The following is a 20,887-nucleotide window of genomic DNA, read 5'->3' on the forward strand; positions in this document are numbered from 1 at the left end:
CCTCGCCTAATTCATTAGTCACCTAACTATGTCGGTAGGTTAATGAGTTTCCCGGCGAGGAAACAGCAACGCCGCTGCACAGCTTAGTTGCCGAACCCGTAACAATGGCCTCCAGGTCAGCGCGGACTCTCTGGTTTATAGCCCAGGCGCAAACCACCCCAGTGACGCCCTTTGAGCAGAATTGGCACCGAAAGATCGTGCATCAATTCACCGGTGTCGCGGGTATAGGTTTGCAGCAGCACGGGTTGCTGATGGCTGCCACAACGAATGCCCGTGCGATCGGCAAACTTGCGCTTGGTACGATTGTGCAGCGCGTCCAGTTGCGCATCGCCAGTCAACGGTTGGCTGAACACCTTGTTATGGGTGGGCACATAGCCCTGCTGCGTGCAGGCGATGGCGAACACCAGGCCCTCGTGACGGGCCAGCAGGGGTTCCTGGATGGCCGGCAACACCTGGTCGGTGTAACGATCGAAGCGGGTCTGGAACTTGCCGGGATGAGTGTTGGGAATCGCCTGGTAATTGCGATCGAACAGGTCATCGAGGCTGACACGTCCCTGGTCGATATCAGCTTCGAATCGCGCCGTGATCTGGCTTGCGCCTTCGCGGGCGAGGTCGTAGATGCGTTGGTGGTAATCATCCAGGCCGACTTCGGCAAGCCGCTCGCTAATGGTTTCGGCCTGCCCTTCCATTTGCACTGCGGCCAGCGCCAGTCGTTGGGTCTGCTGGTCGCTGACGCCCAGGTCGCTGCGCATCTGCTCGATGGCGTGGAACAGGCTGTCCAGTTGCTCGCGGTTGGTCGCCGCGCCCTGGGCGATTTCGCCGACCTGGTGTTCAACCCCGGCTGCCAGCCGCGCGATGTTCTCCAGGTGCTGTCCGGTTTGCTCGACCTGTTCGACGCCCTGGTCCAGATCGCTGGACAGTTGACGAATCTGCTCCACCACTTGCGCCGTGCGTTGCTGGATATCGGCGACCATCTCGCCGACCTCGCCCGTTGCGGTCGCCGTGCGCGCAGCCAGGCCGCGCACTTCATCGGCAACGACCGCAAAGCCCCGGCCATGTTCACCTGCCCGCGCCGCCTCGATGGCCGCATTCAGGGCCAGCAGGTTGGTCTGGCTGGCAATGGACTGGATCACCAGCGTCACTCGCTGGATGTCGTCGCTGCGCAGGCTCAAGGCTTCGATCATTTCCCGGCTGTTGCTCGCGCGCTGACTGAGTTGATGCATGCGCGCGATCGACTCGACCAGTTGCGAACGTCCGGCCGCGCTGCTGTGATGAGCTTCGCTGGCGGCCCCCAGCGCTTGCTGGCTGAGCAGTGATGTGGCTTGTTCGGTGGCAATCAGTACTTCGGCATTGCTGACGATTTGCGCAGCCGCCCCCAGTTGCGACTGCAGGCGGTCGGCCAGTTGCTTGACCGAATAGGCGACGCCGGCGGCTGAAAGCGCATTGTGGCTGGTGGCGTACGACAGATCGCGGGTCAACCCGGCGATGCCGTCGGATGTGTCGGCAGGCGCCTCAGGGGCTCTGCGCTGCCGCAGGCGCGGCAGCCAGATAATCAGCATCGCCAGCGGCAGGCCGACAGCCAGCGACCAGCCTCCCAGCGTGATGCCCCCTAGCAGGAGCAGCAGCGCGACACTTTGCAGCGTCGGCGTGAGCCATTGGTTGCGGGTTGCCGGTACTGGTGCCGGCACTGGCCCAACCAGAGATCCGTCTCTCGTCATCATCGTCACCCCACGTGTCTTCTAATTGTTGTACCCGCATTTAACGCCACTACCTGGCCATTATCCATGGTCCGTTAGTCGCGGTTATTGCAGCAGATCAATAGAAGCGTGTCGGGTTTTGTGCAGACGATAAAAAGCATCGCGGGCAAGCCCGCTCCCACAGGTTCAACGCAAACCTTGCGGGAGCGGGCTTGCCCGCGATGTAAGCGCTACGAAACGAAATCAGGCCTGACGCTGGTGCTTGTCGATCTGTTCGTGACGCTCTTGTGCTTCGATGCAGTACTTGGTGGTCGGGCTGATCAGCAGGCGCTTGAGGCCAATTGCCTCGCCGCTGTCATCGCACCAGCCGAAGCTGTCTTCCTTGATGCGCTCAAGGGCTTGTTCCAACTGAGGCAGCATGCGCTGGTCGCGATCGATCGCGTTTACCAGCCAGGTGCGCTCTTCTTCGACGGAAGCAGCGTCGGCCGGATCGGCTGGGGTGTCCAGGCTCTCGATGGCGATGCGGTTCTGTTCGATGCGCTCATGGGTTTCGACTTTCATGTTTTGCAACAGCTCGGAGAAAAAAGCATGTTGCTCGGCATTCATGTAGTCATCCGCCGGCATGGCCAGCAACTTGTCCTTTGTCATTGATATCTCTATAAAAAAACGTGCATTAAGGCGAATTAGGGAGCGTTCCGCTGGGCCTGGGAAGGCCAACGCAAAGGCGCCATTTATTCCAAGCGCCACCCGGCACTCAATTTACGAGGGGCGGCAGTCTAAGGCCGACTTGAGGCCTCAGCAACTGAAAAGACAGTGAATTCGTCCGACAAGACCCCGAAAATGCTCTACGGCAGTCGTTGCAGTGGTTATCGGAGTGCGTTTATAGCAAGAAATTCAATCGGGTGGCTGTATATAGAGGACAAACGGCGGCTCCCTGTACATCTATTGCACCGCGCCCAACCTGAGCTAAGGTTGAGCATTCCATAAGCCCGACCCCAAGGAGAGTATCCATGAAGCTGATCGGCATGCTCGATTCGCCCTACGTGCGGCGCGTGGCCATTAGCGCCAAGTGCCTGGGCATCCCTCTGGAACATCAATCAGTCTCGGTGTTTCGTCACTTCGAGCAGTTCCAGCAGATCAATCCAGTGGTCAAGGCGCCAACCCTGGTGCTGGACAACGGCGATGTGCTGATCGACTCGACGCTGATCATCGACTACCTGGAGGCGTTGGCCGGGTCGAACAAGACCCTGATGCCCGGCGAACTCGATCAACGCTTGCGCGCATTGCGCCTGACTGGCCTGGCGTTGGCCGCCTGTGAAAAATCCGTACAGCTGTATTACGAACGCAACCTGCGGCCCGCCGAGATTCAATATGAACCCTGGGTGGAACGGGTGGAGGGACAACTGGCAGCGGCATATTCGGCGCTTGAGCGCGAGCTGGAGTTTGCGCCTTTGAAGGCCGATGGTTCGATCGACCAGGCCGGGATCAGCGTGGCGGTAGCCTGGAGCTTCTCTCGGCTGGTGGTGCCGGAGCAGGTGGACAGTGAGCAGTTTCCACAGATCAGCGCGTTTACAGCATATGCGGAGCAGCTGGAAGCCTTCCTGGACACGCCGATCGAATGAATCCCCCTTAAACAAAAAAGCCGCTTCTACCAGAGGCAGAAGCGGCAGGAGCACAAGCTCCAGGACTATCAGTGCATAAACAGGGCGATCAGGATAATGATCGGGATCGGCACACCGAGAAAGAACAACAGTAATGAGCGCATGAGGTTTCTCCTGGTTTAACGAATCGAGTTGGTAGTAGTGACGTAGGCGTCGGACTCGACATACACCACGGCATCACGGCGACGACCGCCGAAGGTGGCAGCGAGGCTGGCGAAGAAGGCACCGATCAGCAGCGCAACAAACATCCACAAGGTGGTAGTGGCAGCCACTTTGGCAGCGGTGTCAGCCGCTTCCTTGGCAGCCTGTTTGGCGTCGGCCACGGCTTTCTGGGTACGGGCATACACTTCGTCAACACGACGTTCGGCATCGGCCTGGGTCAGGTTGGTACGCTGGGCAACCAGTTGTGCAAGGTAGGTACGGTCTTCGGCGGCGAGTTGGCCGTCGTTCAGGCTGCGTACGAAGATGCGGGTGACGGTGCCACGGGCGGCGTCATCGCCGACGGCGGCTGGACGATCATCACGGAACAGGCTGTCGATGAAGTAACCATACTGGTCACTGTCGGTGTTGCCCGCTGCCGAACCTGCTGCCTGGGTAGCCATGCTGGCTGCACCCCCGACCACACTGGCACCGGCTTGCACGCCACCACTGATGATGCTGCTGACCGAACCGACCACCAGGGTCGCGGCCACCAGCGTTGCAACGCACCACGAAAGGAAGCCGTGGGCGGTATCACGGAAGTAAACTTCATCGCCGTGCATGTTGGCCCATTTGACCCGCAGACGGCCCGCAATGTAGCCACCGAGGCCCGATGCGACGATTTGTGTGAAGGCCAGCCAGACGATCGTGGAAATGCCCAGCCCCTTGGCGCTTACGCCTTCGTTGGCCCATGGCGAAACCGCCGAGAAGCCAAGGCCAAAGCCCAGCAATACGAGGATCAGCGACAACGCCGCCGCCGCAGCGGCACCGGCAAAAATCGCACCCCAGGAAACGCCCGACCGCGCGTTTGATTCTTCTGCGGCAGGATAGAAACCATCCGAGGATCTATTCATTATTGTGTCGCTCCAGGCAGGAAAGATATTGTTACAAGTAGCTGCCTGAACAATTGCAGTCGGCGTGCCAAGCGCGATTTTTTAATAAAACTATATTTTTCAATAGCTTATAAAAATTGAACTTGCCAGCATCATGCAAATTGCAACAAAACGTCGATATCAGCGGGTTTTATGCATTGCATTTGCGGATGAATTTTTATTTAGAAAGAACGAGCTGTTTTCTTGGCAAAATGGATCCACCGTTGTGAACCCCAATCAGGCCCGCCAATGACCCGAATCTTGACCATCGAAGACGACGCCGTGACCGCCCGGGAAATCGTTGCCGAACTCAGCAGCCATGGCCTTGACGTGGACTGGGTGGATAACGGCCGAGAAGGCCTCGAGCGGGCAGTCAGTGGCAACTATGACCTGATCACCCTCGACCGCATGCTGCCCGAGCTGGATGGCCTGGCGATCGTCACCACCTTGCGCACCATGGGTGTGGCCACGCCCATCCTGATGATCAGCGCCCTCTCCGACGTCGATGAGCGGGTTCGCGGGCTGCGCGCAGGCGGTGACGATTACCTGACCAAGCCCTTCGCCACCGATGAAATGGCAGCCCGGGTGGAAGTCCTGTTGCGCCGGCAGAACACCGTCACCGCCCAGATCACTACGTTGCGGGTCGCCGACCTTGAGCTGAACCTGATCACCCACGAAGCCAGTCGCGACGGCCAACTGCTGACGCTGCTGCCCACCGAATACAAACTGCTCGAATTCCTGATGCGCAATACCGGGCAGATTCTCTCGCGCATGATGATTTTCGAGGAGGTATGGGGTTATCACTTCGACCCCGGCACCAATCTCATCGACGTGCATATCGGTCGCCTGCGCAAAAAGATCGACCCGCCTGGCAATGTCCCACTGATTCGGACCGTGCGAGGCTCAGGTTATGTCATTGCCGAACCCCTCTAACGGCTGGCGCTCCTCCAGCAGCCGGTTGCTGGCGCTCTACAGTTCGCTGTTCGTGATCTGGAGCGGGATTCTGATGGGCGTGATGTACTACGAGGTGTCCGCCTACCTCGACAACCTGGCCAAGCACTCGCTGTTGCAACGCCAGCACCTGTTCTCGCATTTCCAGGGCCAGCAACTGCTTGACGCCCTGGCCGTCAGCATGACGTTCGACATTCGCGGCATCGACGCTTATGGCCTGTTTGACGATCAGCACCGCTACCTCAGCGGCGCGCTGGACCACATCCCCAAAGGTCTGCTGCTGGACGGCAAAATCCACATGCTGAGCGACTGCGCCGATTCCGATGACCCGAGCCTGCCTGCCGACAGCTGTGACGCGGTCGCCACCCAGACGCAGGACGGTCGCTGGCTGATCCTGGTGCGCGACAACGGCTCGCTGTTCGCGGTGACGCGGATCATTTTGCACGCGCTGTTCTGGGGAGTGACCCTGACCATACTTCCGGGCATCGCTGGCTGGCACCTGTTGCGCCGCCGCCCCCTGCGGCGGATTCGCGCAATCCAGGCCAGCGCGGAGGCGATCGTCGCCGGCGACCTGACCCGCCGCCTGCCGCTGTCCAATCGCCGTGACGAACTGGACATGCTGGCCGCCATCGTCAACGCCATGCTTGAACGCATCGAGCGCCTGATGAATGAGGTCAAGGGCGTCTGCGACAACATCGCCCACGACCTGCGCACCCCACTGACGCGCCTGCGGGCGCAGCTGTACCGGATTCAGCAGCAGGCGGACGACGGCTCGCCCCTGGCCGCGCAGCTTGATTCAGTGTTGGGTGAGGCGGATACCCTGATGGCACGCTTTCGTGGCCTGTTGCGGATCTCCGAACTGGAAGACCGGCAGCGGCGCTCCGGTTTCGTGCAGCTTGACCCGTTGCCCATGCTGCAGGAGCTGCATGATTTCTACTTGCCACTGGCGGAGGAAGGCGAACTGACGTTCAGGCTGCAGCTGCCCGCTACGTTGCCGCCGCTCAATGGCGATCGGGCTTTGTTGTTCGAGGCCTTGGCCAACCTGCTGAGCAACTCGATCAAGTTCACGCCACCGGGTGGCGAGGTGATTTTGCGCGGGATCGATGCGGGGGGGCATACGCGAATCGAAGTGCTCGACTCTGGGCCTGGCATTGCGCTGGCAGAAAGAGAAGCCGTGTTCCAGCGGTTCTACCGCGCCGAGGGCGGGAATCAGCAAAGCGGATTTGGCTTGGGCCTGTCGATAGTCGCAGCGATCGTCAGCCTGCATGGGTTCACCCTGGACCTCGGTGAAAGCGAACTGGGCGGCGCTCGGCTGGTGCTTGAGTGCCGGCAACCGCCCATTGCCCAGACCTGAGGTTCATGGGGCGATGAATCGCGATGAGGCTGGCACATTCAAAATGTGCGTTGCCTGACCCACCGCCATCGCGGGCAAGCCCGCTCCCACACTGGCCCCATGTCGATCGGGGTTACCCCGGATAATTGGCCCGCAAAGCTTGCACGCCACCCTGGTAAATCCCGCTGAACAACGCCACCACTTCCTCCTCGGTCACGCCCACCGGTACAAACTGCCCCGACCACGTCACGCGCGCACCCTCGCCCTGAGCCTCAACGCGGATCGTCGCCAGATAATCAGTGGCCGGAAACGGCGCCTGCAAAATCGAGTAACTGTAAGTCTTCCCGGCGTTATCAAAGGACTCAAGCCGCTCAACCACTACCGCGCCGTCCGAGGTCTGCAGGCTGCGCACGCGCCCGCCTTCGCTCAGTTCGCTTTTCGGAATGAACGGCAGCCAGTCCGGCAGCGAATTGAAGCCACCAATCAATTGCCAGACATCGTCGGCCGAAGCCGGAATATCAATGAACGCTGATGCAGTTGCCATGTAGGTTCTCTCTCAATCCATCAATCAAAAAAATCAGATTGCCATGCTGTCGACAACACCGCCATCGACACGCAAAGCAGCGCCGGTGGTGGCCGAAGACAATGGCGAAGCGATGTAAGCCACAAGATTGGCAACCTCCTCGACATCTGCCACGCGCTGGATAATCGAAGTCGGGCGCGCCTTGCGCACAAAGGCGTCAGCTTCCTCCCGGGCGCTGCGGCCGGATTCGGCGGTGGCATCCTTGAGCATCTGCTCCAGGCCGTCGGTGAACGTCGGGCCGGGCAAGATCGCGTTGACCGTCACACCGGTGCCCGCCAGCCGCTTGGCCAGGCCATGGGACACCGCGAGGTTAGCACTCTTGGTCACGCCGTAATTGATCATGTCGGCTGGCGTCGCCACCCCGGATTCCGAGGACAGGAAAATCACCCGGCCCCAGCCTTGCTTGACCATGTCCGGCACATAATGCCGGGACAGGCGCACGCCGGAAATCACGTTGACTTCATAAAAGCGCGTCCATTCACTGTCCGGCGCGTCGAAGAAATCCACCTCGTTGAAGATCCCCAGGTTATTCACCAGGATGTCCGCCCGTGGCTCGGCAGCGAACAGCTGCGCTGCGCCTTCTGCGGTCCCAAGGTCCGCCGTCAGGCCCCGCACCTGCGCGCCCGGCACGCTCTGGCGAATGCTCTCAAGGGCCTGCTCGACCTTGGCCGTATCCCGGCCGATCACCACCACCGTTGCACCGGATTCGGCCAGCGCCTTGCTGATGCCCAGGCCAATACCGGCCGTACTGCCACTGACAATGGCCAGTTTTTCGCTCAGATCAATTTTCATCTTCAAGCTCCCATCGTTGGCAACGGCGCCCGCTCGGACACCAGTTTCGCTTCACGCATTGCCTGCCAGAACGCCGCAGGAATAACCGCCGACAGCGCCGCCACATCCTCGGCAATCCGCCCCGGCCGACTGGAACCTGGAATGACCGCCGCCACTGCCGGGTTAGCCAGGCTGAACTGCAACGCAGCAGCCTTGACGTCGACACCATGGGCCGCGGCAATGCGCTTGATCTGTTCGACCTTGCTGACGATCTGCGGGCTGGCCTTCTGGTACTCAAAATGTGCACCGCCCGCCAGGATCCCGGAACTGTAAGGGCCACCGACCACGATCTCGACATTCTGCGCCAGCGCCGACGCCATCAAGCGCTGCAGGGCCCGGTCGTGATCAAGCAAGGTATAGCGCCCGGCCAGCAGAAAACCATCCGGCTGCGCTTCGGTCAGGTCCAGAGTCAGCTCACAGGGCTCGACCTTGTTCACCCCCAGCCCCCAGCCCTTGATAACCCCTTCTTCACGCAGGCGTGTCAGCACCTTGAAGGCACCGGTGCGGGCCTGATTGAAGTATTCGAGCCATTGGTCCCCGTAGAAATCCTGGGCAATATCATGCACCCAGACGATGTCCAGGCGATCGGTTTGCAGGCGTTCGAGGCTGTCTTCAATTGAGCGCAGCGTCGCGTCGGCGCTGTAGTCATTGACGATTTTGTTAGGCCGGCCGTGTTCGAACACTCCGCTCTTCTCGCCCAGGTCCCGGGCCGCGGCATCCTCGACCTCATCGAGAATTACCCGCCCGACTTTGCTACTCAACACATAGTCGTCGCGCTTGTACCCAGCCAGCGCCGCACCCAAGCGCATTTCCGCCAGGCCCGAGCCATAAAATGGCGCGGTGTCGAAATATCGCACGCCGGCATCCCAGGCTCCGTGCACGGTGGCCAGCGCCTCTTCCTCGGGAATGGCACGGAACATGTTGCCCAGCGGCGCGGTGCCAAAACCCAGGGCGCCGGGCAGTTTGTCTTTCAAGCTCATGATGCAAACCTCGTCGTATTCAGAGATCGGTCAATCGACCGTTGAGCAGATTCTGGATTGTGATGATCGGACCGTCCAAGACATAATGTGCAGCACTTGAGTCCCTGAGGGTCTGACATGATCGACATCCGCCAACTGCGTTACTTCGTCGCCGTCGCCGAAGAAGAGCATGTCGGCCGCGCCGCCGAGCGCCTGCACATTTCCCAGTCGCCCTTGAGCCGGCAGATCGCCCAGCTCGAAGAACGCCTGGGTCTGACCCTGTTCGAGCGCAGCCAGCAACGCATCCGCCTGACCCGCGACGGCCAGACCTTCCTTGCCGAAACCCGCGCCCTGCTGACCCATGCCAACCGCCTGGAATCCCTTGGCAAACGCCTGGGTCGCGGTGAGGAAGGCGGCCTGTGCATCGGCTACATCGAAAACGCCATGCACGCTGGGGTGCTGCCCAATGCCTTGCGCGTGCTGCGGGCAGACCGGCCAGGCGTGCACGTCGCGCTGTACAACCTGAGCTGCGCCGAACAACTCGAAGGCCTGCGTCAGCGTAGTCTGGATATCGCCCTTGTCAGCGAACCACCGACCGACGACGACCCCGACCTCCTCGGCTTTCAGGTCCTCGACGACCCGATGCTCCTGGCCCTGCCCGAGCACCATCCGCTGGCACGGCAAAGCATGCTGACCCCGGCGGACCTGGCCACCCAGGAGTGGATCGGCGTGCAACACCGGCAGAACCGCGCCAGTCGCGAAGACTTCGTCAGTGCCTGCATCCGCGCCGGCTTCACCCCGGACATCCGCATGGAAGCCACCGAACCCTTCACCGCCCTGGGGCTGGTCGCCTCAGGGCTGGGGATTGCGATGATTCAGAAAGGCTTGAGTCGAAATGCGCCACCAGGGGTGGTGTTACGGGAGGTCCCGTGGATAGCGTTTACCACGCCGTTGTGGGCGGCTTGGCACCGGATCAACTTGCGGCCGTTGGTGGAAACGTTCAGGAAGGTGCTGACCGAGTAAAGTTTGATCGAAGGCAGCAGCCAGTTGCGTGCCGATGCTCCGCCCTTCGACATTGTGCTGTCGCCGCTGTCGAGAGTGTGTAGCGGCGTCAACGATAACGATCCGGCAAAACGTTGGTGGCGCTCGCGAATAGCCCGACACATGTCGGCGCCGCCGCCGGTGCTTTCTGTGTCTTCAACTGCGGATCATATTCGCGCAGGAACACCGGCAGATCCGTTACCGGAGGCATGGCCGGGATCTCGAAGTACATCTGCACCACCCAGCCACGGTGATAGCTGGCATGGTTGATCACGTGCATCAGCATCGCGCCGGCGCTCATGGTGCCGTTTTCGCCGGAAACGAATGCGAACTCGACCGGTTTGAGCAGCGAGGCATCGGTTTGCCTGGCGCTCCAGTCGCAGTACCAGTGATCAATGTCCTTCTGGGCCTGGCGCAGGTCCGGCAGGTCAGCGTGGAGCAGATCGTGTGACGTCTTGAAACCGTGTCCGCGGCCCTCCAGGTGGGCTTGCCAGATACAGTCCACCACGTAGATGTGGTTCAAGGTGCCAATCATATTGTTGAACACCGAGACCCGTTGCCTATCGACTTCACCGGGTGGCAGCGCGGCAAGGCTGTCGAACAGGCGCAGGTCCGCCCAGCGCTTGTAATCGGCCAGCATGCAGGCAGTAGCTGTATTGATCATTGCAGTTCTCCCATTGCGATGGGCGCACTGCCAAGTTTAGACCCGCCGAGCCCCGCCAGCCTGGGCGCTGATCACCGGTACAGGTGACGCTTTGGGGAAACAGACAGCTGCGCGCAATCTATCTGCATTGCGGTATCCCACGGCATGCCTGCCAGGGCCTGCATACGTGCGCGGGGGCCTTGAAATGCCGGGTAGGTTTTGTTGTCTGAAATGATTATCTGCCGCTCAAGGAACTAGTGAGCCCCGACATGCATCTTAAGGTATGTGGTAATTCCCTTATGCTTCAAGCTGTCGGAGGACACCGTCATGCGCCGTCTTGTTCTGATCTCTTCACTGGTACTTTGCTTGCCGTTCGGTTCTGCCATGGCCAAAGTCGATGCCGGCGATGTCGCCACTTCGGCCGGGGTTTCAGCGTCGCTGTATTCCACGTTCAAGGATCACAAATTGATGATTCCAGCCAAGGATGATGCCTCAAGCTTCGTTGCCAGCGGCGGCGCCATTCGCGGGGTGTATCTGGAGTCGGTGATGCATCAGATTCGCCAGGACAATCCCGGCCTGAACGCTACCGATGAAGACCTGGCCCGGGCCATCCTGATCAACGATGGTGCTGCGTCGGGGCAGTAAGCCAGCCCGACACGTCCTGCGGCTCCCTGTAGGAGCTGCCAAAGGCTGCAATCTTTTGATTCTGTAGGAGCTGCCGAAGGCTGCGATCTTTTGATTTTTCGTAAATTGCTGAAGATCAAAAGATCGCAGCCTGCGGCAGCTCCTACGGACGCAGTTGTTAACGCAGCCTTCGGCAGCTCCTACGGACGCAGTTGTTAACGCAGCCTGCGGCAGCCCATACGGGCGGAGTTGTCTTAGCGCTTTTGCAAGGTCAATTGCCCGTCTACATCCACCGCAACACTCACCCGCTCATAGCTTTCCAGTGTTGCGTGGGGCGTATCCATCGGGTGCGGATGCGTCGAGGTGATCACCAGCAAATCAGCGCCGGACGCTTCAGCCGCCTGGATACCCACACTGGCATCTTCAAAAATCAGGCACTCGCCAATCTCTACGCCCAACCGCTCAGCCGCCAGTTTGTAACCGGCAGGATCAGGCTTGCCCGCGCTGACATCCTCGGCGGTGATGATCACGTCTGGCGCCGGCACACCGGCCGCTGCCATCCGCCGCAAAGCCAATGCCTTGGGCGCCGAAGTCACGATCGCCCACTGCCTGGCCGGTAGCGACCGCAAGAATCGCGCGGCCCCCGACACCTCGACAATGCCCTCTACATCCTCGATCTCGGCCTGGGTGACCCAGGCTGCTTCTGCCTGTGCATCAATGCCCGGCAAACCTTGACGGTTAACCGTGTCGATGGCGCGGGCGCCATGGATGGTGGGCAGGAATGATGCGACATCGATGCCGTGGCGCAGGGCCCAGGTGGTCCAGATTCGCTCGGCGGCAGCAATGGAGTTGAGAACGGTGCCATCCATGTCGAAGAGAAAGGCGCGGTAAGCGCGATTGAAAACAGCATCGTCAGCAGGCAAAAGCAGACTTCCTATCCAGGTAACGGGCGGGGTTTCACCCAATGTACAGGATCAACGTTGCACCGGGGCTTTCTTCAGTGCCCCTTCAACGCAATCGAGCAATTGCCCGAGCGCCCAGGGTTTCTTGATGAAAGAAACGTCGTGCCGGACCCCGGAAGTCTCCGGCGTTTCGAACCCTGACATGATCATGATCGGCTTGTCCGGCCAGCGATCGCCGAACTGATTCGCCAGGTCGGCACCGTTGAGTTTGCCGGGCATGGTGATATCGGTCAGCAACAAACTGACCTTGTCGCAGTGCTGCTCCAGATAGACCGCTGCAGCATCCGCACTGATCTGGGGTTCAACGGTAAAACCTTCGTCCTGAAGAATTTCGCAGAGAAACTCCAGGATCAACGGATCATCCTCGACCACAAGAATCAACCCGTCGGGAAGGTGATCGTTTGCCGTTGTGACTGGACTCATGACGGTGCCACTCCCTGATTGCTCAAAAATTTCGCGGGCTCAAATCCGCTGCTTACAGGTATGAGCAGCGGACTCGGCGGAAATTCATTTTTGATACAGGCAGTCGACGAAATCAGGCGTCCAGCCGTTCGCGAAGCGAAGATCACTTGGCCATGTCGTCCTTTTTCATGGCGTCTTTGGACATTGCGTCCTTTTTCATCCCGTCTTTGGACATGCTGTCCTTTTTCATCCCGTCCTTGGACATGCTGTCCTGCTTCACGGCGTCCTTGCTCATGCTGTCTTTGTTCATCGAGTCTTTTTTCATCGCGTCCCTGGACATCGAGTCCTTGCTCATGCCTTCCTGACTCATGGTATCGGCGGCAAACACGCTGGCGGCCCCTGCTGCGAGGCACAGGGACAGGGCAATGCTGGTCAGTTTTTTCATGATGAATCTCCTGGAGCTGAGGTGCGAATGTGCGCAACACGGGCTGCGCGGATGAACCTGGCGGATGTCCGTCAGCTGCCACCGAACCAGTTGTAACCCTGGTCTTCCCAGTAGCCGCCGGTGTAGGTGTTACTGACGAAAATCGCCTGGATATGCTTGGGATTTTTGTAGCCCAGCTTGGTGGGCATGCGCAGCTTCATTGGGAAGCCGTACTCCCGCGGCAGCACCGCGCCGTCGTAGGTCAGCGCCAGCAGGGTTTGCGGGTGCAGCGCGGTGGCCATGTCGATGCTGGTGTAGTAATCGTCCGCGCATTTGAAGCCCACGTATCTGGCGTGCGTATCGGCGCCGATGCGCCTGAGGAAATCGCTGAAAGGCACACCGCCCCAGCGACCGATCGCGCTCCAGCCTTCGACGCAAATGTGCCGGGTGATCTGGTCGGCCTGGGCCATGGCGCGCAGTTCCTCCAGGCGCCAACTGCGCTTGTCGGCGACCAGGCCGGTGACTTCCAGTCGGAAACTGTCGGCATCAACGGTCGGTGCTTCGTCGATGCCGTAGAAGGCATTAAACGGAAATGGCCGGGTGATCATCGACGCCGGATAGGTAGGCGCCAGTGCATTGGGGTTGAACAACCAGCCCTGCACCCGATCGTTGAAGCGCGACATCGAAGACAACGCGGTCTCGACGCTGTCGTTGTCGGTCAGGTTGCAACCGGACAACATCGCCACCCCGCCGAGGGTCAGGCCACGCAACAGAAACGAGCGACGCGAGGGGTCTTCGATTTGCGGGGCGATGATTTTTCGAGCGTCGGCGAGAATGGACGCCTCATCCAGCCCGGGTCCTTGAATGCGCTTTTTCATAAGGGTTCCTTGTGACCGAACAGCATGGCAACCAGGGTTTTGGGGACGAGCGCGACCATCACCAGGTGCACCGCGACAAACCCCAGCAACAGCGCCATGGCAATAAAGTGCACGTGCCGCGCCGCTTCGTAGCCGCCCAGCAGCTCGCGCAACAACGGAAACTGCACGGACTTCCACAGCACCAGCCCGGAAACCACCAGCAGCGCGATGTCGAGCATCACAAACAGGTAGGCAAGGCGCTGCACCTGGTTGTACTGACGCAGGTCCGCATGCCCCAACTTGCCTCGCAGCGCGGCCAGCACGTCGTGCCGGATGCCCTTGGGCGACAGGGGGAAAAACCGTCGAGACAGGCGCCCGCTGATGAGGTTGACCAGTAGATAAATGACGCCATTGATGACCAGCAACCACATCGCCGCGAAATGCCATTGCAGCGCCCCGCCGAGCCAGCCGCCCAGGGTGATCGACGGAGGAAAACTGAAATCGTAGAGCGGCGAGGCGTTGTAGATGCGCCAGCCGCTGGCAACCATCACCAGCACCGCCAAGGCATTGAGCCAGTGAGTCAGCCGTAGCCAGCGCGGATGTGTGCTGACCGTGGGTTGCTGCAACATGATGGCTCTCCCGGCGGCTGGTGTTCGATGGAGCCGAGTATGTGGGCCGTCAGATCGCCAAATCCTCACGAAAACTTAAATTAAACGTGATAACTCCCGACGCCCGGAAAGCAGGCGCTGGCCCAAGTTGTGGTTAAATGCCGCCCCCTCAAATGACCGAACCAGGCCGATGAATCCAGAAGCGCTCGCCCTCCTCCACGCCCATCTGCTGACCGCCCTGGCAGACGCCCCCGCCGAAACCCGCCGGCTGTTCCATGGCCGTGGGCGTTGCTGGCCGGGCCTGGAGCAAGTGACCGTCGACTGGTTGCAGGGGGTGGTGCTGGTGTCGCTGTTCAAGGAACCGCAGGCGGCGCAATTGGAGGCGCTGAAGGCAGACCTGTTGCGGCTCGCCGCTTCGCCTGCCTGGGTCGCCTGCGGCGCACATACGCTCGCGTTGCAGCACCGCTACCTGCCGCAAAGCACCACCGAATGGCTGGTGGGGGACGCCATCGATGACATGACCATCACCGAGGGTGGCCTGCGCTATCGGGTGGACCTGGGCCGCAAGCAGAACAACGGCCTGTTCCTCGATATGCGCTACGGGCGCGACTGGGTGCGGGCCAATGCGCAGGGCAAGCGCGTACTCAATCTGTTTGCCTACACTTGCGGCTTTTCCGTGACAGCAATCGAAGGCGGCGCCGAGCATGTGGTCAACCTGGACATGTCCAGCGCGGCCCTGAGCCGTGGTCGCGACAATCACCGACTCAACGGGCACGACCTGGGCAAGGTGACGTTCCTGGGGCACGACCTGTTCAAGTCCTGGGGCAAGGTGATCGGCAAGGGGCCCTATGACCTGGTGATCATCGACCCGCCGTCCTTCCAGAAAGGCAGCTTCCTGCTGACCAAGGATTACCAGCGAGTCCTGCGTCGGCTCCCGGAGCTGCTGGGCGCCGAGGGCACGGTGCTGGCCTGCATGAACGACCCGGCATTCGGTGCAGATTTCCTCATCGAAGGCGTCACCCGGGAAGCGCCGAGCCTGCGGTTCGAGCGGCGGCTGGAAAACCCGCCGGAGTTTCCAGACGCTGATATCGAGTGTGGGCTGAAGGCGCTGGTGTTCCGGCTATAGGACCGCAGCACCCGCATCGCGAGCAGGCTCACTCCCACCATGGACCCCGCGTCGTGCACGTATTCCCCGCCCGGCGAAGATCCCCTGTGGGAGCGAGCCTGCTCGCGATCAGAACGACCCGGTTTCAGCTCAACGCGGCTGCAGCACCAGCGCGAACAACTCGCCATGCCCGTTGACGTTGAGCTTTTGATAAAGATTGCGCCGGTGAACCTTCACGGTCTCCGGGGAGATGCCCATCTGCTGGGCGATCGCCTTGCTGGAAAACCCTTGCAGGATCAGGCGCGCCGTTTCAATTTCGCGCACCGTCAGGCGCGCGTCGAAGCGGTCCAGCAGAGAGGCCAGGTCACCGGCTGCGGCTTCGCCGGTGGGTGCTAGCGCGGGGAGCAATTGCACGTGACGGCGGATCGCCGCCAGCACCCAGTCACGCACGCACAATAGCCGACCCTGCTCTTCGAGCGTGAAGCGCGTCGAACGACCGAGGGACAGGCCCAGTACCGCGCCGTCCATGTTGAGCATGAACTGCAACTCGTCCCCGCCAACTACCGGCTGGAAGTAGCTGAGGTAATACTCACTCTGCTGAAACTGGTCAGCCGCCACTGATTCGAGGCTGTGCAAACCGTCGGCGATACCGGCGCAGGCCACCTGGTAAAAGGGGTCCAGCAAGTACATGCCGGCGCTGTAGTCGGCCAGTTCGTCGTGCTCGGTGGCGCTGCCTTTGGAGTCGAAGTCGATCAGCAGCCTGGGCACCCTGCCCGCCCGCATCACCGCCACCAGCGCGTTGTCCAGGGGCACCAGCAAACGCAGGGTATCGACCAGCGCACGCCAGAAACCGTCATGCCCCACCTCGGCAAATACCCGCGCCAGGCCCTGGTGCACCGGTAACTCTCTCAACAACGCGTCCACGCACTACCCCTTTCGAGTAACCCATGATGGGAATGGGTGAGCAATCTGCCTGCCAGTACTCTGCACGCACTTGGCCACAACCTGACGATGAGACTACAGATGAAACCACGTGCCCGCGACTTGAACATCCAGTTTGGCCAACTGCAACCCGGCCCCCTCAATGCCATCACCGATGTGCCCGGCGTACGGGTTGGTCACAGCAATGTGCGAGGACGCACTGCCGACGGTCGCGACATCCTCACCGGTGTCACCCTGATCGAACCGCGGCAGGGTTCCACCAACCAGCAGCCATGCTTTGCCGGGGTCCATGTACTCAATGGCAACGGCGATGCCACGGGCCTGGAGTGGATTCGCGAAGCCGGCCTGTTGACCAGCCCGATTGCGTTCACCAACACCCACAGCCTGGGCGTGGTGCGCGATGCGCTGATTGCGCTGGATCGCCAGCAGCAACCGGACGACGGCCGACTCTACTGGAACATGCCGGTGGTGCTGGAAACCTTCGACGGCCTGCTCAGCGACATCAACGGCTTCCATGTAAAGCCCGAGCACGTCGCCCAGGCCCTGGAAGCCGCGACCGGCGGCCCGGTGACCGAAGGTGCGGTGGGTGGCGGCAGCGGCATGATCTGTCATGAATTCAAAGGCGGCATCGGCACCTCCTCGCGCCGACTCAGCGCCGCGCAGGGCGGCTGGACCGTCGGCGCCATCGTCCAGGCCAACCACGGCATTCGCAATGAACTGCGGGTCGACGGTTATCCGGTGGGACGCTACATGGAACAGGCCGACTCCCCCTTCCTCAAGGCATCGCTGCCGTATCCGGGCATGGGCTCGATCGTGGTGTGCCTGGCCACCGATGCGCCGCTGCTGCCGCACCAGTGCACGCGCCTGGCCCAACGCGCCAGCCTCGGCCTGGCCCGTACCGGTGGCGGCAACGAGGACCACAGTGGCGACATCTTCATCGCCTTCGCTACCGGCAACCAGATGCCGCCAGCCGCTTATGAGGGCAAGGGTGCACCGACGTGCGACCAGTTGCGCATGGTCAACAACGATCACATCAGCGAGTTGTTTCTGGCTGCCACCGAAGCCGTCGAGGAAGCGATCATCAACGCCTTGTTGGCCTCCGACTCCGCCGAAGGCAACGGCCATGCGGTGCCGGGACTGGACGCACACACGCTGCTCAAAGCCCTGGGTCAGGCCGGCTGGCCGGGCGATGCGACCCGCTCCCGGTAAGTGCTCGGCCCGGGACTCACACTCACCGGGCCACCCCTCCCACCACGCCCTCCCCGTGCAACTGCTGCAACAAGGCCAGGCCGCTTGCCACGAAAGCGGGCACGTCTTCAGCACCGGCCTCCTGTGCAAGGGCTTGCAACTGGGCCTGGCCATTAAGTGCGGGAAGCTCGTTTATGCGCTGCAACAGGCGCCAGGCCAATGGGCTCAGTTGGGAAAACTTCACGCTCCAGTCTTCGCCGCAACGCACCAGCAGCAACGTAGGCTGGGCCGGCGGCATCGACGGCTGGAAATCCGGCCCGACCTGCTGGACCGGCCAGGCATACGCCAATGGCCAGGCGAGGGGCGAAACGCGTAGCGGGCAATCCAGTAAGCTTGCGCCAGTGCTGACAGGCAGGGGGTCGGCGTCGGACTGTTGCAACGCCATCTCGACCCATTCGTAATGTGCCAGCTCGACCATGAACCCGGGCCAGTCGCCTTGGGGGACAGTCGCCACAAAGCCCACGAACTCCTCGGCGATCTCGCCGAATTTCGGCGTGCGCGCGCGATGGTCACGCAGAAAACTGCGCACCAGCAGGCGCCAGCGCGCCTCACCGAGGATCCTGATCAACACAGGGAAAGTGGCGCTGAGTAATTGCGACAGATTGGCAAAGATCAGGTCGCGGTAAACCTGGGCCCTTGCCGCGTCCATGTGGCCTGGCGGCGCGCAATGGTCGGGGTCGCGCAGGTAGCGGCCAAAGGTGATCTGCTCCTGAAACAGGCCGGGCTTATCCACGATTCACTCCTGCGGCCTGCAGGCGGCGGATGATGTGCAGTTCGGCGACCAACTCGGCGAACACCGGGAAATTGAAGTCCCGTTCCAGCAGCGTCGGTTGCGCACCGAACCGCGCGTAGGCCTGCGCCAGCAACGACCAGACCGCAGGCTTCACCGAAGCCCCGTGGGTGTCGATCTTCAAGGTGTCAGACTCGTCGAAATGTCCGGCCACGTGCATGCCCACCACCCGCCCCGGGTCGATGCCGAGCAGGAACGCCTGCGGATCAAAACCATGATTGATCGAGTTGACGTACACATTGTTGACGTCCAGCAGCAGGTCGCAGTCAGCTTCACGCAGCACCGCATTGGTGAACGTGACTTCGTCCATGTCCTGGCGCGGCGCCGCGTAATAGGACACGTTTTCCACCGCCAGGCGCCGCCCCAGGATGTCCTGGGCCTGGCGAATCCGCGCGGCCACGTGGTGCACCGCCTCTTCGGTGAACGGCAAGGGCAGCAGGTCGTAGAGGTGGCCGTCATCACTGCAGTAGCTGAGGTGTTCGCTGTACAGGGGCACATTGTAGAGCTCGAGAAAAACCCGGACTTCGCGCACAAATGCGACGTCCAGCGGTGCCGGCCCACCCAGGGACAACGATAAGCCATGGCACGACAGCGCAAACTTTTCCGCCAGGGCGCGCAACGCCGCACCCTGCGCGCCCCCCACGCCGATCCAGTTTTCCGGGGCGAGCTCGAGAAAGTCGAAATCCCCTGCCGGGGCAGCCTGCAAGTCCTTCATCAGGCCTCGACGCAGGCCGAGGCCGACGCGGTTTTTTGCTGGGGGCTTGGGACTGTGCATGCGGTTGATTCCGGGGTGCTGGAAACGGATGTCCAGCTAAGCGTCGGTATGTATCGGGCCTGTGTTCGGTGGGGGCCGGGAGTGTGGGCAACTGTATCGCCAGGCGGGCTGGATACACTCCCATACACGCAACACCCGAGTCCGCCTGTGGGAGCCGGCTTGCTCCAGTTAGCACTTTCGTCGCTTGGAAACGCGCCTCAGGCCCTGCGAACTAAACTTAATGCACACAGGACACCCCCTGGCGTCCTGTTCATTCCCACGACCACCGCCCAGTGGCGAACGCGTCGAAACCCTGCGCCCCTGGACCGTGATCCTGCCAAAGGAGCACACGTGATGGACGAGGCCAGACTCAACGATTTCATGGGCAAGCTGATCAATGACATGGGGGGCGCGGCGATGCTCGCCAATGTCATCCTCGGCGAAGAACTGGGGCTGTACCGCGCGATGGCTGACAGTCAGTCCCTTACCCCCGAAGCCCTCGCCGACAAGACCGGCTGCAATCCGCGCCTGCTGCGCGAATGGCTCAGCGCACACGCTGCGTCGGGTTACATGGAACACCACGACGGCCAGTTCCGCCTGCCACAAGAGCAGGCCCAGGCGCTGGCGGTCGAAGATTCTGCGGTGTACGTAGCCGGCGGAATCGGCGTGGTCGCGTCGTTTTTCCACGACAAGGACAAACTGGTCAAGGCCATGCGCGGCGATGGTGCCCTGGCCTGGGGCGATCACCATCCGTGCATGTTCAGCGGCACTGAACGGTTCTTCCGCCCAGGCTACAAGGCGCATCTGATCAGCGAATGGCTGCCGGCGCTGGAGGGCGTGGTCGCCAAGCTGGAGGCCGGGGCCAAGGTCGCGGACATCGGCTGCGGCCATGGTGCGTCCACGGTGATCATGGCCCAGGCGTTCCCGGATTCGCGCTTCGTCGGGTTCGATTACCACGCCCCCTCCGTCAGCGTCGCCACCCAGCGCGCCGAGGAAGGTGGCGTGGCCGGGCGTGCGCGGTTCTTCCAGGGCACCGCCAAGAGTTATCCGGGCGATGATTATGACCTGGTCTGCTACTTCGACTGCCTGCATGACATGGGCGACCCGGTAGGCGCGGCGCGACACGCGTTCCAATCGCTGAAACCCGACGGCACGGTGCTGCTGGTGGAGCCTTTCGCCAACGATGACCTGGACGACAACGTGACCCCGGTGGGCCGCCTGTTCTATGCCGCATCCACTTTCATTTGCACCCCCAATTCGCTGTCCCAGGAAGTCGGCCTGGGGCTCGGCGCCCAGGCCGGCGAGGCGCGGTTGCGCAAGGTGTTCACGGAGGCGGGCTTCACGACATTCCGCCGAGCCACGCAGACGCCGTTCAACCTGATACTGGAGGCGCGTAAATAAC

General features: G+C 61.4%; 23 protein-coding genes and 1 pseudogene. 9 read left to right on the forward strand and 15 right to left on the reverse strand.

The window, feature by feature from the left end; genetic code table 11:
- Positions 1-116: 116 nt before the first annotated feature.
- Together HYI44_RS01185 and HYI44_RS01190 are read right to left on the reverse strand one after the other, a co-directional pair.
- Complete coding sequence (locus HYI44_RS01185) at positions 117-1,721, reverse strand: methyl-accepting chemotaxis protein (RefSeq protein WP_412548464.1); 1,605 nt, start codon at positions 1,719-1,721, stop codon at positions 117-119.
- 219 nt (positions 1,722-1,940) lie between these two features.
- The gene (locus HYI44_RS01190) at positions 1,941-2,345 is read right to left on the reverse strand and encodes a TraR/DksA family transcriptional regulator (RefSeq protein WP_007907888.1); all 405 of its coding nucleotides are present in this window, start codon (positions 2,343-2,345) and stop codon (positions 1,941-1,943) included.
- Between the two features lie 362 nt (positions 2,346-2,707).
- Between HYI44_RS01190 and HYI44_RS01195 the strand changes: the two genes are divergently transcribed.
- Positions 2,708-3,319, forward strand: a complete 612-nt coding sequence (locus HYI44_RS01195; RefSeq protein ID WP_122839432.1) for a glutathione S-transferase — start codon at positions 2,708-2,710, stop codon at positions 3,317-3,319.
- Between the two features lie 158 nt (positions 3,320-3,477).
- Here the strand turns inward: HYI44_RS01195 and HYI44_RS01200 are convergent, their stop codons facing one another.
- A complete protein-coding gene (locus HYI44_RS01200) occupies positions 3,478-4,410 on the reverse strand; it encodes a hypothetical protein (protein ID WP_225568541.1) in 933 nt (310 codons plus the stop codon).
- Between the two features lie 267 nt (positions 4,411-4,677).
- On the opposite strand from HYI44_RS01200, the gene HYI44_RS01205 reads away from it, so the two are divergent.
- Together HYI44_RS01205 and HYI44_RS01210 are read left to right on the forward strand one after the other, a co-directional pair.
- The gene (locus tag HYI44_RS01205; RefSeq protein ID WP_225568542.1) at positions 4,678-5,361 is read left to right on the forward strand and encodes a response regulator transcription factor; all 684 of its coding nucleotides are present in this window, start codon (positions 4,678-4,680) and stop codon (positions 5,359-5,361) included.
- Positions 5,339-6,733, forward strand: coding sequence for a sensor histidine kinase (locus HYI44_RS01210; RefSeq protein WP_122839430.1), 1,395 nt, complete (start codon positions 5,339-5,341; stop codon positions 6,731-6,733). The genes HYI44_RS01205 and HYI44_RS01210 overlap by 23 nt, the downstream gene beginning before the upstream one ends.
- A 112-nt stretch (positions 6,734-6,845) precedes the next feature.
- Here HYI44_RS01210 and HYI44_RS01215 read toward each other — a convergent pair whose 3' ends face one another.
- The 3 genes from HYI44_RS01215 to HYI44_RS01225 are packed head-to-tail and all read right to left on the reverse strand — an operon-like array spanning position 6,846 to position 9,106.
- Positions 6,846-7,256 carry an SRPBCC family protein gene (locus HYI44_RS01215; protein ID WP_225568543.1) on the reverse strand — a complete coding sequence of 137 codons (411 nt, stop codon included), beginning with the start codon at positions 7,254-7,256 and terminating at the stop codon, positions 6,846-6,848.
- Between the two features lie 33 nt (positions 7,257-7,289).
- Positions 7,290-8,087 (reverse strand): SDR family NAD(P)-dependent oxidoreductase, encoded by a 798-nt coding sequence (locus HYI44_RS01220; RefSeq protein WP_045060395.1) that lies wholly within the window; start codon positions 8,085-8,087, stop codon positions 7,290-7,292.
- 2 nt (positions 8,088-8,089) lie between these two features.
- Positions 8,090-9,106, reverse strand: a complete 1,017-nt coding sequence (locus HYI44_RS01225) for an aldo/keto reductase (protein WP_225568544.1) — start codon at positions 9,104-9,106, stop codon at positions 8,090-8,092.
- A 117-nt stretch (positions 9,107-9,223) separates the two neighbouring features.
- Between HYI44_RS01225 and HYI44_RS01230 the strand changes: the two genes are divergently transcribed.
- Both HYI44_RS01230 and HYI44_RS01235 read left to right on the forward strand, forming a co-directional pair.
- Positions 9,224-10,108 (forward strand): LysR substrate-binding domain-containing protein, encoded by an 885-nt coding sequence (locus HYI44_RS01230; RefSeq protein ID WP_225568545.1) that lies wholly within the window; start codon positions 9,224-9,226, stop codon positions 10,106-10,108.
- Positions 10,109-10,267 (forward strand): annotated as a pseudogene (locus HYI44_RS01235) (LysR family transcriptional regulator); the annotation flags it as partial. It abuts the gene before it with no gap.
- Here HYI44_RS01235 and HYI44_RS01240 read toward each other — a convergent pair.
- A complete protein-coding gene (locus HYI44_RS01240) occupies positions 10,197-10,790 on the reverse strand; it encodes a DinB family protein (protein ID WP_225568546.1) in 594 nt (197 codons plus the stop codon). The pseudogene HYI44_RS01235 and the gene HYI44_RS01240 sit on opposite strands and share 71 nt — an antisense overlap.
- 306 nt (positions 10,791-11,096) lie before the next feature.
- On the opposite strand from HYI44_RS01240, the gene HYI44_RS01245 reads away from it, so the two are divergent.
- Complete coding sequence (locus HYI44_RS01245; protein ID WP_201148555.1) at positions 11,097-11,414, forward strand: DUF2388 domain-containing protein; 318 nt, start codon at positions 11,097-11,099, stop codon at positions 11,412-11,414.
- A 233-nt stretch (positions 11,415-11,647) separates the two neighbouring features.
- On the opposite strand, the gene HYI44_RS01250 is transcribed toward HYI44_RS01245, so the two are convergent.
- The 5 genes from HYI44_RS01250 to HYI44_RS01270 all read right to left on the reverse strand — a co-directional run bounded on the left by HYI44_RS01250 (position 11,648) and on the right by HYI44_RS01270 (position 14,667).
- Entirely contained in the window at positions 11,648-12,316 is a 669-nt protein-coding gene (locus HYI44_RS01250; RefSeq protein ID WP_225568547.1) for an HAD-IA family hydrolase, read from the reverse strand.
- Between the two features lie 51 nt (positions 12,317-12,367).
- Positions 12,368-12,778 carry a response regulator gene (locus HYI44_RS01255; protein ID WP_122839423.1) on the reverse strand — a complete coding sequence of 137 codons (411 nt, stop codon included), beginning with the start codon at positions 12,776-12,778 and terminating at the stop codon, positions 12,368-12,370.
- 142 nt (positions 12,779-12,920) lie between these two features.
- Entirely contained in the window at positions 12,921-13,202 is a 282-nt protein-coding gene (locus HYI44_RS01260; protein WP_201148552.1) for a pentapeptide MXKDX repeat protein, read from the reverse strand.
- 71 nt (positions 13,203-13,273) lie between these two features.
- Positions 13,274-14,059 carry a molybdopterin-dependent oxidoreductase gene (locus HYI44_RS01265; protein ID WP_122839421.1) on the reverse strand — a complete coding sequence of 262 codons (786 nt, stop codon included), beginning with the start codon at positions 14,057-14,059 and terminating at the stop codon, positions 13,274-13,276.
- The gene (locus HYI44_RS01270; protein ID WP_122839420.1) at positions 14,056-14,667 is read right to left on the reverse strand and encodes a cytochrome b/b6 domain-containing protein; all 612 of its coding nucleotides are present in this window, start codon (positions 14,665-14,667) and stop codon (positions 14,056-14,058) included. The genes HYI44_RS01265 and HYI44_RS01270 overlap by 4 nt, the downstream gene beginning before the upstream one ends.
- Positions 14,668-14,836: 169 nt before the next feature.
- Here HYI44_RS01270 and HYI44_RS01275 point away from each other — a divergent pair, with 169 nt between their 5' ends.
- Positions 14,837-15,772: a class I SAM-dependent methyltransferase gene (locus HYI44_RS01275; protein WP_122839419.1), complete on the forward strand. Its 936-nt coding sequence runs from the start codon at positions 14,837-14,839 to the stop codon at positions 15,770-15,772.
- A gap of 129 nt (positions 15,773-15,901) precedes the next feature.
- Here the strand turns inward: HYI44_RS01275 and HYI44_RS01280 are convergent, their stop codons facing one another.
- Positions 15,902-16,675 carry a helix-turn-helix transcriptional regulator gene (locus tag HYI44_RS01280; RefSeq protein ID WP_225568548.1) on the reverse strand — a complete coding sequence of 258 codons (774 nt, stop codon included), beginning with the start codon at positions 16,673-16,675 and terminating at the stop codon, positions 15,902-15,904.
- Between the two features lie 99 nt (positions 16,676-16,774).
- Between HYI44_RS01280 and HYI44_RS01285 the strand changes: the two genes are divergently transcribed.
- On the forward strand, positions 16,775-17,902 hold the full coding sequence (locus HYI44_RS01285) for a P1 family peptidase (RefSeq protein WP_225568549.1): 1,128 nt from the start codon (positions 16,775-16,777) through the stop codon (positions 17,900-17,902).
- A gap of 22 nt (positions 17,903-17,924) precedes the next feature.
- Here HYI44_RS01285 and HYI44_RS01290 read toward each other — a convergent pair whose 3' ends face one another.
- A complete protein-coding gene (locus HYI44_RS01290; protein ID WP_225568550.1) occupies positions 17,925-18,674 on the reverse strand; it encodes a DUF2063 domain-containing protein in 750 nt (249 codons plus the stop codon).
- Entirely contained in the window at positions 18,667-19,506 is an 840-nt protein-coding gene (locus tag HYI44_RS01295; RefSeq protein WP_122839415.1) for a DUF692 domain-containing protein, read from the reverse strand. The genes HYI44_RS01290 and HYI44_RS01295 overlap by 8 nt, the downstream gene beginning before the upstream one ends.
- Before the next feature lie 333 nt (positions 19,507-19,839).
- Here HYI44_RS01295 and HYI44_RS01300 point away from each other — a divergent pair, with 333 nt between their 5' ends.
- On the forward strand, positions 19,840-20,886 hold the full coding sequence (locus HYI44_RS01300) for a class I SAM-dependent methyltransferase (RefSeq protein ID WP_225568551.1): 1,047 nt from the start codon (positions 19,840-19,842) through the stop codon (positions 20,884-20,886).
- Position 20,887 lies beyond the last annotated feature (1 nt).

Source organism: Pseudomonas sp. Y24-6 (genome assembly GCF_020295325.1).
Classification (GTDB): Bacteria; Pseudomonadota; Gammaproteobacteria; order Pseudomonadales; family Pseudomonadaceae; genus Aquipseudomonas; species Aquipseudomonas gregormendelii.

Excerpts from the sequence above, each read along its gene's own strand:
- HYI44_RS01185 (WP_412548464.1), bottom strand. The coding sequence starts at position 1,721 with ATGATGACGAGAGACGGATCTCTGGTTGGGCCAGTGCCGGCACCAGTA.
- HYI44_RS01190 (WP_007907888.1), bottom strand. The coding sequence starts at position 2,345 with ATGACAAAGGACAAGTTGCTGGCCATGCCGGCGGATGACTACATGAAT.
- HYI44_RS01195 (WP_122839432.1), top strand. The coding sequence starts at position 2,708 with ATGAAGCTGATCGGCATGCTCGATTCGCCCTACGTGCGGCGCGTGGCC.
- HYI44_RS01200 (WP_225568541.1), bottom strand. The coding sequence starts at position 4,410 with ATGAATAGATCCTCGGATGGTTTCTATCCTGCCGCAGAAGAATCAAAC.
- HYI44_RS01205 (WP_225568542.1), top strand. The coding sequence starts at position 4,678 with ATGACCCGAATCTTGACCATCGAAGACGACGCCGTGACCGCCCGGGAA.
- HYI44_RS01210 (WP_122839430.1), top strand. The coding sequence starts at position 5,339 with ATGTCATTGCCGAACCCCTCTAACGGCTGGCGCTCCTCCAGCAGCCGG.
- HYI44_RS01215 (WP_225568543.1), bottom strand. The coding sequence starts at position 7,256 with ATGGCAACTGCATCAGCGTTCATTGATATTCCGGCTTCGGCCGACGAT.
- HYI44_RS01220 (WP_045060395.1), bottom strand. The coding sequence starts at position 8,087 with ATGAAAATTGATCTGAGCGAAAAACTGGCCATTGTCAGTGGCAGTACG.
- HYI44_RS01225 (WP_225568544.1), bottom strand. The coding sequence starts at position 9,106 with ATGAGCTTGAAAGACAAACTGCCCGGCGCCCTGGGTTTTGGCACCGCG.
- HYI44_RS01230 (WP_225568545.1), top strand. The coding sequence starts at position 9,224 with ATGATCGACATCCGCCAACTGCGTTACTTCGTCGCCGTCGCCGAAGAA.
- HYI44_RS01240 (WP_225568546.1), bottom strand. The coding sequence starts at position 10,790 with ATGATCAATACAGCTACTGCCTGCATGCTGGCCGATTACAAGCGCTGG.
- HYI44_RS01245 (WP_201148555.1), top strand. The coding sequence starts at position 11,097 with ATGCGCCGTCTTGTTCTGATCTCTTCACTGGTACTTTGCTTGCCGTTC.
- HYI44_RS01255 (WP_122839423.1), bottom strand. The coding sequence starts at position 12,778 with ATGAGTCCAGTCACAACGGCAAACGATCACCTTCCCGACGGGTTGATT.
- HYI44_RS01260 (WP_201148552.1), bottom strand. The coding sequence starts at position 13,202 with ATGAAAAAACTGACCAGCATTGCCCTGTCCCTGTGCCTCGCAGCAGGG.
- HYI44_RS01265 (WP_122839421.1), bottom strand. The coding sequence starts at position 14,059 with ATGAAAAAGCGCATTCAAGGACCCGGGCTGGATGAGGCGTCCATTCTC.
- HYI44_RS01270 (WP_122839420.1), bottom strand. The coding sequence starts at position 14,667 with ATGTTGCAGCAACCCACGGTCAGCACACATCCGCGCTGGCTACGGCTG.
- HYI44_RS01275 (WP_122839419.1), top strand. The coding sequence starts at position 14,837 with ATGAATCCAGAAGCGCTCGCCCTCCTCCACGCCCATCTGCTGACCGCC.
- HYI44_RS01285 (WP_225568549.1), top strand. The coding sequence starts at position 16,775 with ATGAAACCACGTGCCCGCGACTTGAACATCCAGTTTGGCCAACTGCAA.
- HYI44_RS01295 (WP_122839415.1), bottom strand. The coding sequence starts at position 19,506 with ATGCACAGTCCCAAGCCCCCAGCAAAAAACCGCGTCGGCCTCGGCCTG.
- HYI44_RS01300 (WP_225568551.1), top strand. The coding sequence starts at position 19,840 with ATGGACGAGGCCAGACTCAACGATTTCATGGGCAAGCTGATCAATGAC.